This window comes from Mucilaginibacter lappiensis, assembly GCF_050433765.1.
Classification (GTDB): Bacteria; Bacteroidota; Bacteroidia; order Sphingobacteriales; family Sphingobacteriaceae; genus Mucilaginibacter; species Mucilaginibacter lappiensis_A.
Map to the genome: position 1 here is coordinate 152720 of NZ_JBNPWP010000013.1, position 15290 is coordinate 168009.

At 39.6% G+C, this 15290-nt stretch carries 17 protein-coding genes; 12 read left to right on the forward strand and 5 right to left on the reverse strand.

The genetic code is table 11. From position 1 onward, the window contains the following. Position 1 precedes the first annotated feature (1 nt). The 4 genes from M2273_RS28220 (at position 2) to M2273_RS28235 (ending at position 6035) form a co-directional block, all read left to right on the forward strand. Complete coding sequence (locus tag M2273_RS28220) at positions 2-2308, forward strand: Rv1355c family protein (protein WP_429401298.1); 2307 nt, start codon at positions 2-4, stop codon at positions 2306-2308. Between the two features lie 153 nt (positions 2309-2461). Then, positions 2462-4513, forward strand: a complete 2052-nt coding sequence (locus tag M2273_RS28225) for a sensor histidine kinase (RefSeq protein WP_429401300.1) — start codon at positions 2462-2464, stop codon at positions 4511-4513. Positions 4514-4530: 17 nt separating this feature from the next. Further along, a complete protein-coding gene (locus tag M2273_RS28230) occupies positions 4531-5616 on the forward strand; it encodes a hybrid sensor histidine kinase/response regulator (protein ID WP_429401302.1) in 1086 nt (361 codons plus the stop codon). Then, positions 5616-6035, forward strand: coding sequence for a response regulator (locus tag M2273_RS28235; RefSeq protein ID WP_429401304.1), 420 nt, complete (start codon positions 5616-5618; stop codon positions 6033-6035). The genes M2273_RS28230 and M2273_RS28235 overlap by 1 nt, the downstream gene beginning before the upstream one ends. A gap of 12 nt (positions 6036-6047) precedes the next feature. Here the strand turns inward: M2273_RS28235 and M2273_RS28240 are convergent, their stop codons facing one another. Next, positions 6048-6512 carry a response regulator gene (locus tag M2273_RS28240; RefSeq protein WP_429401306.1) on the reverse strand — a complete coding sequence of 155 codons (465 nt, stop codon included), beginning with the start codon at positions 6510-6512 and terminating at the stop codon, positions 6048-6050. Positions 6513-6891: 379 nt separating this feature from the next. Between M2273_RS28240 and M2273_RS28245 the strand changes: the two genes are divergently transcribed. From M2273_RS28245 to M2273_RS28260, 4 genes are all read left to right on the forward strand, one after another. Then, a complete protein-coding gene (locus tag M2273_RS28245; protein ID WP_429401308.1) occupies positions 6892-7623 on the forward strand; it encodes an acyl-CoA desaturase in 732 nt (243 codons plus the stop codon). A 68-nt stretch (positions 7624-7691) separates the two neighbouring features. After that, the gene (locus M2273_RS28250; RefSeq protein WP_429401311.1) at positions 7692-7829 is read left to right on the forward strand and encodes a hypothetical protein; all 138 of its coding nucleotides are present in this window, start codon (positions 7692-7694) and stop codon (positions 7827-7829) included. A 1-nt stretch (position 7830) separates the two neighbouring features. Further along, the gene (locus M2273_RS28255; RefSeq protein ID WP_429401313.1) at positions 7831-8154 is read left to right on the forward strand and encodes a hypothetical protein; all 324 of its coding nucleotides are present in this window, start codon (positions 7831-7833) and stop codon (positions 8152-8154) included. Positions 8155-8213: 59 nt separating this feature from the next. Further along, a complete protein-coding gene (locus tag M2273_RS28260) occupies positions 8214-9239 on the forward strand; it encodes a fatty acid desaturase (RefSeq protein WP_429401315.1) in 1026 nt (341 codons plus the stop codon). 9 nt (positions 9240-9248) lie between these two features. Here the strand turns inward: M2273_RS28260 and M2273_RS28265 are convergent, their stop codons facing one another. The 3 genes from M2273_RS28265 to M2273_RS28275 form a co-directional block, all read right to left on the reverse strand. Beyond that, complete coding sequence (locus M2273_RS28265; RefSeq protein WP_429401317.1) at positions 9249-9866, reverse strand: hypothetical protein; 618 nt, start codon at positions 9864-9866, stop codon at positions 9249-9251. 99 nt (positions 9867-9965) lie between these two features. Next, positions 9966-10664: a DUF2461 domain-containing protein gene (locus tag M2273_RS28270; RefSeq protein WP_429401319.1), complete on the reverse strand. Its 699-nt coding sequence runs from the start codon at positions 10662-10664 to the stop codon at positions 9966-9968. A gap of 4 nt (positions 10665-10668) precedes the next feature. Further along, positions 10669-11841: a metallophosphoesterase gene (locus M2273_RS28275; protein WP_429401321.1), complete on the reverse strand. Its 1173-nt coding sequence runs from the start codon at positions 11839-11841 to the stop codon at positions 10669-10671. Positions 11842-12110: 269 nt separating this feature from the next. On the opposite strand from M2273_RS28275, the gene M2273_RS28280 reads away from it, so the two are divergent. The 4 genes from M2273_RS28280 to M2273_RS28295 all read left to right on the forward strand — a co-directional run bounded on the left by M2273_RS28280 (position 12111) and on the right by M2273_RS28295 (position 14437). Further along, complete coding sequence (locus M2273_RS28280; RefSeq protein ID WP_429401323.1) at positions 12111-12272, forward strand: Sec-independent protein translocase subunit TatA/TatB; 162 nt, start codon at positions 12111-12113, stop codon at positions 12270-12272. A gap of 116 nt (positions 12273-12388) precedes the next feature. Next, positions 12389-13144: an intradiol ring-cleavage dioxygenase gene (locus M2273_RS28285; RefSeq protein ID WP_429401325.1), complete on the forward strand. Its 756-nt coding sequence runs from the start codon at positions 12389-12391 to the stop codon at positions 13142-13144. 68 nt (positions 13145-13212) lie between these two features. Continuing rightward, positions 13213-13743: a hypothetical protein gene (locus tag M2273_RS28290; protein WP_429401327.1), complete on the forward strand. Its 531-nt coding sequence runs from the start codon at positions 13213-13215 to the stop codon at positions 13741-13743. Then, complete coding sequence (locus M2273_RS28295) at positions 13727-14437, forward strand: pirin family protein (RefSeq protein WP_429401329.1); 711 nt, start codon at positions 13727-13729, stop codon at positions 14435-14437. The genes M2273_RS28290 and M2273_RS28295 overlap by 17 nt, the downstream gene beginning before the upstream one ends. A gap of 71 nt (positions 14438-14508) precedes the next feature. On the opposite strand, the gene M2273_RS28300 is transcribed toward M2273_RS28295, so the two are convergent. Then, positions 14509-15135, reverse strand: coding sequence for an intradiol ring-cleavage dioxygenase (locus tag M2273_RS28300; protein WP_429401331.1), 627 nt, complete (start codon positions 15133-15135; stop codon positions 14509-14511). Positions 15136-15290 lie beyond the last annotated feature (155 nt).

Here is a 15290-nt window from a genome sequence, read left to right on the forward strand (position 1 = left end):
GATGAATAACATATCAACTTTTTTGGCAGACTTTAAGAATACAAAAAGTGTTTACCAGCCAATCATATTAAGACTGGATGATAAATCGGATAAAGTAACTTTTAACAGGCTATTTGAAGATGCTAAAGTTACATTTGTGTGTGACGAAATATATAGTCAGCTGCAGGAACTGATCAAGTGCCGTAATCCTTCAATAAAAATTAAACAAGATGAATATCCCGAACTTATTACTAAGCATTTGGCAGGAAAAGATATTCAGGAATATGGAACATGGGTTTATTATCCATGGAATCAACAATTGGTACATCTGCTGGCCGAGGGTGAATTTGTTGAAGTTCGTACGAACAGGAATCAATATAAAATAACCAGGGCAGAACAAGATATAATACATACAAAGAAGATCGGCATTATTGGTCTTTCTGTTGGACAGTCTATAGCGCTAACATTAGCAATGGAACGGGGGTTTGGTGAACTGCGCCTTGCTGATTTTGATGAATTAGAATTAAGTAATTTAAACCGCATTCGTACCGGGGTTCGCAATATGGGACTTCCCAAAGTAGTAATCGCGGCCCGGGAAATTGCTGAAATAGATCCTTTCCTTAATGTAACCTGTTTTTTTGAAGGTTTAACTGAGGAGAATATGAATGATTTCTTTTTGAAAAATGGAAAGCTTGATCTCCTGGTGGATGAATGCGATGGGCTTGATATAAAAATAATGTCGCGTTTCAAGGCAAGAGCGCTTAAAATACCGGTAGTGATGGATACCAGTGACCGGGGGATGCTGGATGTAGAACGGTTTGACCTGGAACCAGACCGGCCTATATTACATGGAACAGTAGAAGATGTAGATCCTGAAAGTATAAAAGGATTAACTAATGAAGAAAAAATACCCCTTGTTTTACAAATGCTGGGTATTGAAAATGTATCATTACGAATAAAGGCTTCTATGATAGAGGTTGAACAAACCATAAATACCTGGCCGCAGCTGGCAAGCTCTGTTGCGTTGGGTGGAGCTGTGGGGGCTGACGTTTGCAGACGTATTCTATTGAACCAGTTTCACGATTCAGGAAGATACTATATTGATCTGGATGAGATAGTGAGTGATAAGGTACCTGAACCATTTATTTCACAAGTACCTGTTAATCCTTTTTTACCGCTCCATGCAGACGAAATGCGTTTATTAGTTAATAAGTATCAGGCAGAAAATAAAGCTGATACCATAGCTCCTGATCATGATATAATAAATGAGTTGGTTACTGCTGCCTGTGCTGCCCCTTCAACAGGGAATGACCAGCCCTGGAAATGGTTGTATCGTGATGGGATCTTATTTCTTTATCATGACCAATACCGCTCTTTTTCTTTTGGTGATTTTCAGAAAAGCGCTTCATTTATTTCTTTTGGTGCTGCATATGAAAATTTGTATATCCATGCGCTGAGTAAAGGGATAGAACCATTTTATGAATTTTTGCCCGATATTGAAAATGAAAAATTAGTTGCAGCCATTCGTTTCAAAAAAGCTGGAAATAAGTTGAATCCTGAATTGATTAATCTCGACAAAGCCATTTTTAAACGCCACACCAATAGGAACCCTTCGCCCAAAACGGAACTTTCGTTAAGTGTTTTTCAAAAGTTGGCAGCTATTACCGAGTCAATTCAGGGAGCAAGGTTTCAATATTTTACAGATGAGCATGAACTAAAAGAATTGGGGGATATTGTTGGTGCATGTGACAGGGCTCGGCTTTTAAATCCGGCCGGACATCATGATTTTATTAATCATGAAATGAGATGGACCTCCGAAGAAGCAAAAATTAAAAAAGATGGCATCGATGTAAAAACCCTGGGCTTTACTAATTCCCAATTGGCAGCTTTAAACATCATTAGGGACGAAAGTGTGATCAGAACCATTAATAAGCTAAAGGGAGGATACGGATTTGATTCTCTTGCAAAAAAAATCGTGAAAACAGCATCGGCACTATGTATGATTACTTTGCCGAAATACGATCTGATGAATTTTTTTGAAGGCGGACGTGCTATGGAGCGATTCTGGTTAGAAGCTACTAATCTTAATCTGGCCGTACATCCGGTAATTTCTCCGTTTTATTTGTTTTCAAGAATATTACATGGCAAGGGCGAAGGTTTAGATACCGAAACTATTCAGGAGCTTATGGGTTTAAGAAAAAAAATGGATGAAATTGCTGTGTTAGGAAATGACCGTGCTGAGGTGTTTTTTACTAAGATTGCCGTAGCCGAAGAACCTGCATTAAAAGCTTATAGATTACCAATAGACGAAGTATTAATGTTAGATTAGTATTAAATTTCTGTACCAATTTATAATTGACCATCCGGCCTAAATCTTTTACCAGTTAATATGAACAGGTTTTATCTCCTACTTTTATTTCTTCAAGTCCTTGTTTTACCAAAAGGATTTGCACAAAAAATAATTGTTTTTAAGGGAGATAATATGGTTATTGGTCAAAACGTCTCTATTTTGGAGGATCCTACCGGCCGTCTTGAAATTGAATCAGTGCGCATGTCTTCCGGATTTAGGAGTTCTCAGTCTGAGGTGCCAAATCTACAACTGAGTTCATCAGATTTTTGGCTGAGGTTTACAATCAGGAATGAAAGTTCAGAAGATCAGCTTCTGCTTAATCTGGAGTACCCTACCTTAAGTTTATGCGAACTTCATTTTCCGGTTAGTGGGGTATACAACGCAGTAAAATTAAGCGATAAAGAACCTTTTGGAAATAGAAAATATAAACACCAGGATTTTCTTTTCGATGTAAAAATCCCAAAAGACAGCACATCTACATTTTACCTCAGGGTGAGGAGCAATGAGCAGATGATTTTGCCCTTAGTTTTAGGTACACCACTAAAAATAGCAGAATCAAAACTTACCCATGATTTACTTTGGGGAGGACTCATTGGGTTATTATCAGTCATGGTACTTTATAACTTGTTCGTCTTCATCTCTACCAGAGACATCAGTTATTTATATTATGTATCCTATACTTTATTAATTGGCCTTACGCAAACCTCATTATCGGGCTACACCTATCGCTTTATTTTTCCTGATCATCCGGAACTCTTTAATTTAGGCATCGTCATATTCCCGGCGTTGGCGGGTATTTCCCTTTTAATATTTGCACAATCATTTTTAGGCGTTAAACAACGAATGCCTGCAATGGGATGGGTATTTAAAATGGTGATCTTACTGTATGCAGCCGCTATTGTGCTAAGAATTTTTGGCTTTGATCAAACCAGCTACAGGATGATCGATATTTCTGCATTATGCCTAACCTTTAGTGTGTATATAGTTGTAATTAAGCTTTCTTACAATGGCTACAGGCCAGCAAGACTTTTTTTATTGGCCTGGACGCTGTTTTTGACCGGTATAATCTTGTTTGTATTGCGAAATTTAGGTGTATTACCTTATAATAATTTCACAAACTATACCATGCAGTTAGGTACAGCTTTTGAAGTTACCTTGTTGTCGCTCGCATTGGCCGATAAGATAAATATATTTAAAGCCGAAAAGGAAAAATCGCAGGCAGAAACAGTAAATGCCTTAAAAGAAAACGAACGGATTATTCGCGAACAAAATGTAGGTTTAGAATTAAAGGTAAATGAGCGCACTATTGAATTAAGTGAATCAAACCGGGAACTCCAAAATACGCTTGAAAATTTAAAGCAGACCCAAACCCAACTGGTAGAATCAGAAAAAATGGCGTCCCTGGGCCAATTAACCGCAGGCATAGCCCATGAAATTAATAACCCCATTAATTTTGTAACTTCAAATATTAATCCTTTAAAACGTGACATTGATATAATGTTCAATGCCCTAACGGTGATTGAAAATTTAGGTATGTCTGACTCCCCCCCTGCTGATAAACAAAAACAGATAAAGGAGTATAAAGAAAATTTGGATTTTGACTACCTTACATCAGAGATCAACCATCTAATAAAAGGGATCAATGAAGGGGCCAACCGGACTGCTGAAATTGTTAAAGGACTGAAGATTTTTTCGCGCCTGGATGAAGATGTGTTAAAAAAAGCAGATGTGAATGAGGGGCTTGCCTCAACCATGATTATAGCAAATAACCTGCTAAATAGTAAAATAAAAATCATTAAAGAATATGGTAATTTGCCCGAGATAGAATGTTACCCGGGAAAATTAAATCAGGCGTTTTTAAATATTATTTCAAACGCTATTTATGCCGTACAAAAGAGATTTGGTGAAAATACTGGTGGTGAAATAACCATCATAACAACCCATGATGAAAAAAATATATTCATAAGCATAAAAGACAACGGAACAGGCATGAATGCCCAAACACAAAAAAAGGTTTTTGAACCTTTTTTTACAACAAAAGAGGTTGGAGAAGGCACAGGTTTGGGTATGTCAATTGTTTATAATACTATCAAAAAACATAATGGGTTTATTAATGTTAATAGTTTGCAGGGTGAGGGGACTGAATTTGTTTTACAAATACCCATAAACTTCACAAAAATGTAAAAACTCCCATCTACTAAATGTCAGAAAAAATTAAAATATTATATGTAGATGATGAGCAGGATAATCTTATAGGATTTAAAGCATCCTTAAGGTTTGATTATCAAATTTTAACAGCTGTAACCATCCCACAGGCTATAGATTCCCTAAATAATCATCCTGAAATTAGGATTATTTTTTGTGATCACCGTATGCCCGAAAAAACCGGGGTTGATTTTTTTGAAGAAATCAAGATCAGCCACCCGCTTCCGGTACGTATCCTACTAACGGCCTATGCTGATGTTGAATCCATAATTGGCGCTATAAATAAAGGGAATATTTTTAGATATATACAGAAACCATGGACTGAGGCCGAACTTATTTCGGCAATAGATGAGGCTAATAAGTTTTATATGGCCAGTTCAATGCTTTCTGTTAAAAATGATGAATTACAAAAAGCCTATGTAGAACTGGATAAGTTTGCTTATAGTGTTAGCCATGATATCAGGGGCCCTCTATCCGGGATTTTGGGAGCAATTAACCTGGCACGTGAGATGGATGATATTGAAGATATGAAAGAGATGTTGTTCTTAATGGAAAAATCATTAAAGAAACTGGATACTTATGTTTTAAGCATGCATGATTATTATAGTTTACAACGAGGGGAACTAAAAATAACAGAAATTGATTTCAATGAAATTATTGATGAATTGCAAGCCATTTATACAGTAAATTCAAAAATAAATAATGTAGCGTTTAATATAAGTGTTACACAAGACGAAATTTTTCGTAACGATAAAGCCCCGTTAAGGCTCATCCTTAATAATCTTTTATCAAATGCTTTTAAATATCAGAATAAAAAAAGCCACAATAAATCTGTTGAGGTTATTGTTGAGATACAGAAAGGAGTAGCAACAATTTACGTGAAAGATACCGGTATAGGCATTTTGGGGAGCCACGTTGGGGAAATATTCAACCTTTTTTATCGTTCAAACTCTGCAGAAGTAGGATCTGGCCTGGGATTATATAATGTAAAAAACGCATTATTAAAATTAAACGGACAAATAGAAGTCAACTCCGTTTTGCACAAGGGAACAACCTTTAAAGTTACAATTCCATCTATCTGATGAATATAGAATTTTCGTTTATAGTAATTGATGATAGTGAACTGGACCGCTTTGTTACCCAGAAGTTTTTAGAACGCAGTACTAAGAGCTTAATTATTAAGACTTTTCAAAATGCACAACATGCCCTGGAAATAATAAGTGAAACCATTATTGAGGATACGTCAATTCCTACCATAATTTTGCTCGACTTACAAATGCCTGTAATGAATGGGTTAAAATTTGTTGAAGAATTTGAAAAATTCCCTGCTGAGACTAAAAAAAATTATAGGATTATTGTGTTAACGATATTATCATCTGCAAGCCATCCCGGCGATATTGACAGAATACTTACTTATGAAACAGTAAATAGCATCATAGAAAAACCTCTTACCAAAGAAAAACTGGTTTCCTTATTAAAGGAGATAAGATCTGCTATTTAACCCAATCAACTATTAAGAAAGTAGCTTTTGTCTTAGCAAAAACTCTAATTGATCATTTGAGCCTTCCAACTTTTCATTCATCTCTTTTAATTGAGCTTTTTCAAGGTAGGCTGCATATGCCGCGTTTATGGCCAAATCCATTTCTTCTTCTTTCCATGGTTTGGTTATATAGTGAAATATTTTCCCTTTATTAACTGCATCTACCACCGCTGCCATGTCTGCATAGCCTGTTAAAAGGATTCTTATTGAATCAGGAAAGTTATCCAATACCTTTTCTAAAAATTCAACACCTGTCATTTTAGGCATGCGCTGATCTGTGATGATTATATGTACCTTATTAGTTGTCAATATTTTCAAGGCTTCATCTCCACCCAGCGCCGTTAAAACCTCATATTTTATCCGGAAAGTAGCCTTGAACGAAAACAAATTGTTTGCTTCATCATCCACATAAAGTATAGTTATTTTATCTGTCGCCACGTTGTCTTAATTAGAAATAAACTTATTGTAAAGTTACTAATTATTAATTTGTCTGGATGGAAAAGGGTCTTTAGGCTTAACAAATTAATTATAAAATATTAACAACAAATAATTGTATAAAACGTTTAACTATTATATAATAGTCTTAATTATTGACTATACAGTACCTGTAGTTTTTGGTTTTAAACCACAAACATTTTACCCGTTGATCTCAAGCGCATCTTAAATTTCAAGCTTGCATCTCATCAGGCAGATCCAGGCCACAGAGAACAAAACTTCATCTGTTTCTATCCCATCTAACTAACCATGCATGATTCCTTTATAAGGGTAACCATGTTTGTCTTATGCCTTACTTGCTATTAATACTAATACATTTTTTATGCTGATCCTGATTTTTTTTATTGCGCACTGGTTCCTGTCACTTTTTTTTCAGACTTTTTTCCAGCACCGTTACGCCTCTCACCGCATGTTCACTACGAATAAATTCTGGGAGCGTGTATTTTATATCATGGCCTATCTTTTTGAAGGCGCCTCCTTTTTAAATCCCAGGGCTTACGCAATTATGCACCGGGAACATCACGCCTACAGCGATACCGAAAAGGACCCGCATTCACCTCATTTTTTCACCAACGTTATCCAAATGACAAAGGCTACTTTTAAAACATTTGGTGACCATCTGAAAAGAATAAAGGATCCGGAAGCCAGATTTGGTGGGCATTATCCGGAATGGCCTTTAATTGACCGGATGGGTTCTTCCACCTTGTCAAGACTGCTCTTTGGTGTAGCTTATACCTGTTTTTATGTGTTTTTTGCCACCCATTGGTGGATGTTCCTGTTGCTACCCATTCATTTTTTAATGGGCCCTATACATGGCGCTATTGTAAATTGGTGCGGTCATAAATATGGCTATACGAATTTTGACAATAAAGACAAATCCAAAAACACTACCCCCTTTGACTTTTTAATGCTGGGCGAACTGTTTCAGAATAATCATCACAAACATCCCAACAGCGCCAACTTTGGCAAAAAATGGTTTGAGATTGACCCCGTTTACCCAATCATGAAACTGATGCACTGGATGCGGATCATTAAACTCCGGAAAGTATTTTAAATTCCATGCAGCTCCTGCACCAGCGGCTGCAGATTATCAATATCAAATTAACATTAAACAAAAAAACAATGAGTAAAGATAAAGGCAGTAAAGCCCACAAAAAAGCACCAAGCCTGAATAGTAAAAAAGATCAGTCTGATTACCAGGCTTCCAAAAACACATCCTCCAAAGAGGAGCTCATTTCTACCAATAAAAAACACAATTAACATGGCAAGTCAAACAATTGAATTCCAGGCCAAAATGTTTTTGTTTGATCTGAATAACAGCGCCAAAGAGCACTGGTTTAGAACCGATGAAGCATGGGAGATTATTTTAGCCACCGCTGATGAAAAATCAGTCCTTGAAAAAAAATATTACCCCACTATATCGGCTAAAGTATTACCCGAAATATTAGCAGAATTATTTGAATTAATCAAAAAAAAATTAGTGATGATTGTATCCGATCCGGAAAAAAAATTGGATACTAAAACAGTCATTAAAAACCATTTGCAATACCTTATTGCCTTTAACCCCCAACGGCAGCGATCCTGAATCAAATCAACATTTCTTATTATATTATATGAGCCCGATACCTTTAAATTTTTTAGCTGATGCCCTTTTTAGATTATGTATTGCAAACTCCCTCCTACGGTTGGACGGACGAACAGTCGGTTTTAATTAAGCCCACTGTCAAACAAATATTAACCGAGTTCTTTTCAAGGTTAAATGTATTTAAAACCCGTAAAAACTGGCTTCCTTTTTTTAGCTGGCTAAAGGTATTATACCTGATTCCTTTCTTTGTACTCTTTGTCATTTATTTTTTAAGCTGGTGGACCATACTGGCCGCCTTTGTTTATGGAATGATCATTATGGGTACACATGGTACCATTTGGCACCACCGTTACTGTACGCATGGAGCTTACACCTTCCGTAACAAATTCTGGCGTTTTATTACCCAGAACTTAACGCTCTGTGTTATCCCCGAAGAAATTTACGTCATATCGCATCACGTGCATCATTCCAAATCTGATAAACCAGGCGATCCTTACAATGCACAGGCTGGTTTTCTTTATTGTTTTTTAGCAGATGTAAATCATCAGCCCATAGCCAAAGAACTGAATGAGGATGATTACAACCGGGTAAAGTCACTGATGAAACACACAGGGGTAAAAGCAAATACTTATTTGCAATACCAGCGCTGGGGCTCATATGTAAACCCATGGCGCGCAATACTATCCTGGATACTCAACTGGTCATTCTGGTACCTCGCGTTTTACCTGATGGGTGGCCATGCCCTGGCCTTTTGTTTATTTGGTGCAGCCGGGTTCTGGGCTATCGGGGTACGTACCTTTAATTACGAAGGCCATGCAAAAGGCAAAGACAAGCAACGGGACGGAACCGATTACAGTCGTAAAGACAAATCCATCAATCAGTTATGGCCGGGACTTGTAGCTGGCGAATGGCATAATAACCATCATCTATTCCCCAAAAGTGCCAGAAGCGGATTTAAGCCAATGCAGATCGATCTGGCCTGGTATTATATTAAACTGCTGAATATGATTGGCGCGGTAAGTCATTATAAAGATTTCAAGAAACAGTTTTATGAGCAATACTATCGGCCTTATCAGCGGCGGTAAAAAATTATTCTATTCAAGGATAGCCATCTGAGGCTGGTAGCCCATGTAAAAGGCATTGACTACAGACTTTGGGGTTAGCACTGTGACTGTTGATAACGATGGCAGCGGAATGCCTTTTTCATACCCAAATGGCATCCAGTGATATATCAACTGTTCTGCTAACAGGTAAGGCTCATTTTCTATTTGTATAAAGGTACCGTTTGGCAGATTTTTGACAGCTGCTTCAAATGTTACTTTGCCGCCGTTTTTAGCTATCCTTTCCTGGTGCATAATCTGATCTATTTTGCTTATGGCTACTTTGTCAGGAAACTCAAATTCCGGATTGCCCTTCAGCCAGGCGGCTTTAAAACTATTGGCGTCTGCACGGCGGCATTCAAAGCAAGGCCGGTGCCCCGCCGAAAATGCCGTAGCCTCATCCAAAAAAAATAATTCTGTCCAAAGATTTGGCGACATTACCTGCCGGTGCCTGCCTTTAAATTCCAGCAGGCAAATGATCCAGGCTTGATGTTTAAAGGGTCGAAGGATTGTTTTCCCACTACCATGCAATTGACCGCGATTGCCCATCCAAACGCCGCGGGCGCTGCTTTTGATGATATTTCCTTGCGGATCAACGCGATTCTGTAACATGATCATTTATTTAATAAGCCAGTCTTCCTGTTTTTGAGCTACTCCCACTTTGAGATGCATGAACCAAAGATAAAGAATTGATGGGAGGAGCTGTTTATCTTAAACGGCAAGTCCATTCACATCAGCGGTCAGCACTTCGCTCATGTAATCAAAAAATGGGCGCATATTCCGGAAGGCCTGGCAGACCTCCAGGAAGAAATTGTCACTTAAAACTTCCTGGTCCGAAAATCGCCGCATAATGAGGAATTGTTTATAGCGCAACAGATCAATGGCTTCGTGAGCCGGATCGTAGCCTTTAGGGCTGGTCTTTAATTGTTCGCCCTGCAGCAGCTTACCGAAGGTGTCGATAAAAGTGACACTGCTGAGGATATCCCGTAATGGTGTAGCATCAAAGGCGATGTCGTCCCTGATCCGTTTTAAATCCAGTGGGTTTGGTCCCCAGAACCCGCCTAACACGAAACTGTTACCCGGCTCAAAATGGTAATAGTAGCCGCCACGGCGATATTTGGTGGCGCGCCGGAAGCCACCGCTCCAGTTGGTTTTAAACGGGGTTTTATCTTTAGAGAACCGCGTATCCCGGTAGATGCGGTGCAGGCTCTTTTTACCGGTAGGTGTTTCGATGATATCGTGCGTGCTTATATTATTTAATAGCGCATCGGCGAAGGCCTCAACAAAGCCCAGCTCTGTTTGGTAAGCCTCCTTGTTTTGAGCAAACCACTCCCTGGCATTATTACTTTTAAGATCGCGCATAAAATCAAGGCAAGAAGCGGGCAACAAGGGACCGGTCATTGGATTCATGCAGCTAAACTAATGATTTACGCTTTAAAGTGATAACTGCTATCTCGGGCCAGATGCCCACGCGGCCTTTCAGGCCGAGAAAACCAAAGCCGCGGTTCACATACAGGTACTGGCCGCTTTTTTGGTAAAGGCCTGCCCATTGCTTATAAATATACCTGATCGGGCTCCATTTAAAACCAAATAGTTCAAAGCCAAATTGCATGCCGTGCGTGTGCCCCGAAAGCGTGAGGTGGATGTGCTGGTGATGGTCGACCGTTACGGCGTCCCAGTGCGAGGGGTCATGTGACATTAAGATCCGGAAAGCTCCATCCGGCACATTGGCCGCCGCCTTTTCGAGGTCGCCATATTTATGAAAACCACCTTTGCCCCAGTTTTCAACACCGATCAGCGCGACAGACTGGTCATCTTTCTGAATTTGCATGGACTCGTTCAGCAATAATTGGAACCCAATTTCTTTGTGCACTTGCTTCAGGCGATTCAGGTTATCATATTGAGCTGCTTTATTTTCCCACTGCATGTAATCGCCATAGTCATGATTACCCAGCACCGAATATTTGCCATAGGGCGCTTCCAGTTCAGCAAAGGCCGGTATCCAGGGATCCATTTCAGTTGCCTGGTTGTTAACTAAATCACCAGTAAATAAAATCACGTCACTTCCCTGGGCGTTTACCAGGTCAAGCCCTTTTTGCACACCTTGCCTGTCACTGAAGCTTCCGGAATGAATATCTGATAACTGCGTAATGGTAAAACCGTCAAAAGTTTCGGGCAGATCATCAAAATAAAGCGTTTCCCGGCGCACCTTATAGTAGTGGCGTCCACGAGTGATCCCGAACAGCAATAGCAGAAAAAGTGTACCGGCTACAACCAACACAAATTCGCTCACACCATAACTGCGCGGAGGGAAACCACGGAACAGGCGGGTGATATCTTCGAGCATCAGGACTATGGAGCCCACCAGCTTGGGTATAAAGGACAGCAGCATCAGCGCCATTAGCCAGGACACGAGTTTGGTCTTTCCGGTTATCACGCTGTATAGTATCGTACCAGCCAACAAGGCGTCAAATAACCAGTAAGCCAGGTATAGGGAAATATCATGGGTCAGCGTTTCAACCGCTGTAAAAAAGTAAATATCAATGATCAGCCATAACAGCACGATGGCAGGGATTCGTTTCTTCATATGTAGCTAAGACGATTAGGTGCCTAAAAGATTTTAAAAACAGAAACATGATGGCAGTTTGATGACAAAAGGGACTTATTGCCGATTGATTACGGTAAGTTTTGGCTTATTCAAAAGCTGGATTAACGACCGCAATAAACGCTAACGCATCATTTTAACAAAGGCTTAACCGACACATCCGCATTATTCATCGATACATTATATAACAACAATATGGCTATAAATACATTTGATCACTATTAATAATTAACAAATTAAAAATTGAAGTTATGGGCGGATTAGGAGCACCTGAATTAATACTGATCATTGTAGCTGTATTACTATTATTTGGAGGTAAAAAAGTACCTGAACTAATGCGGGGTTTAGGCCGTGGCGTAAAAGAATTTAACGAAGCCAAGGGAGAAGCACAAAGTACTTTCAAGGATAATTAACAATGCAAAACAGCTTTAACCGATACAATACAGGCGTTTATCGACACTAATTGTAACAAAAATGTTTCAATTTATAATTTCACTTCATAAGCATTCAGACACTCCATTAAACTATTATGGAACGTAAATCATTCATTAAAAGCGGAATTGCTGCCTTAGGGGTAGCTTTTATTGCACCTTTGGCAAATTCCTGCAAAAAAGATGCAGATACTACAACTACAACCAGTACATCTTCCAGCAGTTCATCATCCGGCAGCGGCTCATCATCCAGTAGTGGTTCATGTTCAGTAACGTCTTCTGAAACCGCGGGCCCTTATCCTACAATTACCCCTTCCTCCTATGTAAGAAGCAATATTGTTGATGGACAAACCGGTGTAGCCCTCACTATTAAAATAACGATATGCAATACCAATAACAGTTGTGCAGCTTTATCCGGCGCATTGGTTGATATATGGCATTGTACAGCCGTAGGGTATTATTCAGAATATACAGACACCCCCGGCGGTGGTTACGCAAGCGTTGATTATACCTCCTCGCACTTTTTGCGCGGCAGGCAAACTACCGATGCTAATGGATTGGTGACATTTACCAGTATTTTCCCGGGGTGGTATTCACCAAGGGCACCACACATTCACGCGCATATCTATAGTTCATCAGGTACATCATTGCTCATCACGCAGATCGCATTTCCAACAGACATTTGCGATACTGTTTACACCACAGTATCGCCTTATTCCAACCGGGGGAAACAAGACACGGCCAATACAGCTGACATGGTGTTCAGCGATTCCCTGGCCAATGAGCTGTCAACCGTTACCGGCAGTGTTTCAGCGGGATATGTACTTACCCATACCATTTATGTAGCAGCTTAATTCCCCTATCCACTATAACCCACCCGGCAAAGGCGTTATTCATAACGCCTTTGCTTATTTTTAATCTCATGGAAAAAGCCATCATACGGTTATTATACCGAAAAATCATCACTGCTGCCTCCCGGGAGCCATGGGAAAAATTGGTGCTTGCAGATACCTACAAGGAATTTTTAATGCAGGCGCAAACCATCAACCCGGATAAAAAATATTTTACTTTTGGCGAATTAATTCATCATGTTCCGGGAGCCGAAAAATTACACTTCCTTGTTAGCGCTTCGGTTATAGGATACCTAAAACAGCTTAACGGCAAAGTGCCCGATATTATTAACAATGCCGGAAAAAAGTTTCTCCCGTTTAAGGGCTACCAGTTCGAGATCATTAATTCTGATATCAGGGATATATCCAAACACCAGATAGGCATCAATTTCATATCAGAACCACTTACCTGGTATGATACCATAGACAACCAGTTACTCGTTTCGGTTAATGGCGGTGTGCAGGATGAACATGGCGGTATTTTAACTGAGATGTTTTCCATGCAGCCTTACTTAAGTATTTACTCCCTCAAAAAGAAAAGTGCAGATGTTACCACAATCTAAAGGAAAAATATACCTGGCAGAAGAACGCGGCCTTAATGAAACGGAATGGTTTCGCAGTTATAATACTTTTAATTTTGGCAAATATCAGCAGGAGCATAAAAAGCCTTTTGGTTCGCTTTATGTGTTAAACGAAGATACGCTTGGCGGCGGACAATCTTTAAAATGGCTGATTGAAGAAGATACAGATATTATTTTAATCCCAATTGTTGGTGTTGTAGCATTTTGGGATAGTACCAGCCACGAAGGCCTGGTTGAAGCCGGCGCCGTGCAGGTATTGCATTTGAAAGCCGGCAGCACCTGTACAACAAAAAATCCTTACACTGATCATCTTGTAAAATATTTGCAGTTATGGATAAAAACCACTGATAATCAAACACTGTCCTGTGAATCAAAGTTTGATTTGGAGAGCTACCAGCTGATAGAGATTTTTAGCCAGATTACACCCGGGGCAGAAAATGCCGGCTATACCGGTACCATTGGTAAATTGAGGGGGCGACAGGAAGCCATCTATCATAAAAAAAATCCTAAAACCGGTGTATTTATTTTTGTTATTCAGGGAGAACTGGAAGTACAATACCGGCTAATGCATGAGGGCGACGGCCTGGCCCTATGGGAGGTTGACGAAGTAGAATTTGAGGCCCTTTCCAACAATGCTATCCTATTGATTTTAGAGGTTCCCATTTTAGATGAATAGTATTACCGGGCTATAAGTCCGGACGTAGCTATATACAAAACTACTTGGATCGTTTGTTTAGAACTGACTTTTTATTTCAACGGATAATCAGGAATATTCTTACCGAGATAGATATTTCGCTCCCCTTTATACATATTGCCCACATCAATGAGTTTTACAATGCCGCTGCCGCCACGGTTTGGGAGGTGGTCTCGCTTTTCTGCTGTTAACAACGGATCATCGGCAAAAAGAAACTCATCAATATAATATTCATTGATGCCAGGCTCCTTTATAGTAACATGAATATGAGCAGGCACAGGACTATCCGGATAGGAAGCAGGACGAAGCGTGCCAAATTTGTACTCGCCTTTTTCATTTGTCTTCAGCCAGTCGCGAATATAGCCATGCCGTTTGGCCCAGCCTTTTTCATCACCTTTTTTGGGATAATGACCGGTTTCGTCGGTATGATACAGGTACAATACTACGCCCGGAGCAGGGGTTTTGCCATCAGCCTTGTAAACAACGCCGTTGATACCTAAAGGTTTTTTACCGTTCCAGGTTGTACCCGGCAGCAAAACAAAGGATTTCAATTGCTCAAAAGGAATAGGACTCTCATAAATGGCCTCGCAGCCTTCGCACACGCCGCCAACCTTTTTAGTCTGGGCTAAACAAGTGGTGGCCAGCACAGTAATAAATAAAATGAATGCTAAATTTTTCATGATGCGTTTTTGTTTATTGGGGTTCCTGAAACAAAACAACTATATCATTCAGTCGCTTCAAAATATAGTAGATGAACGGCAAGTATAGTAGAGTTTTAACGTTTTTGCGTCCCTTCAGAAATTGGCAACTACGGCTCCACTATGCCTGCAATTTT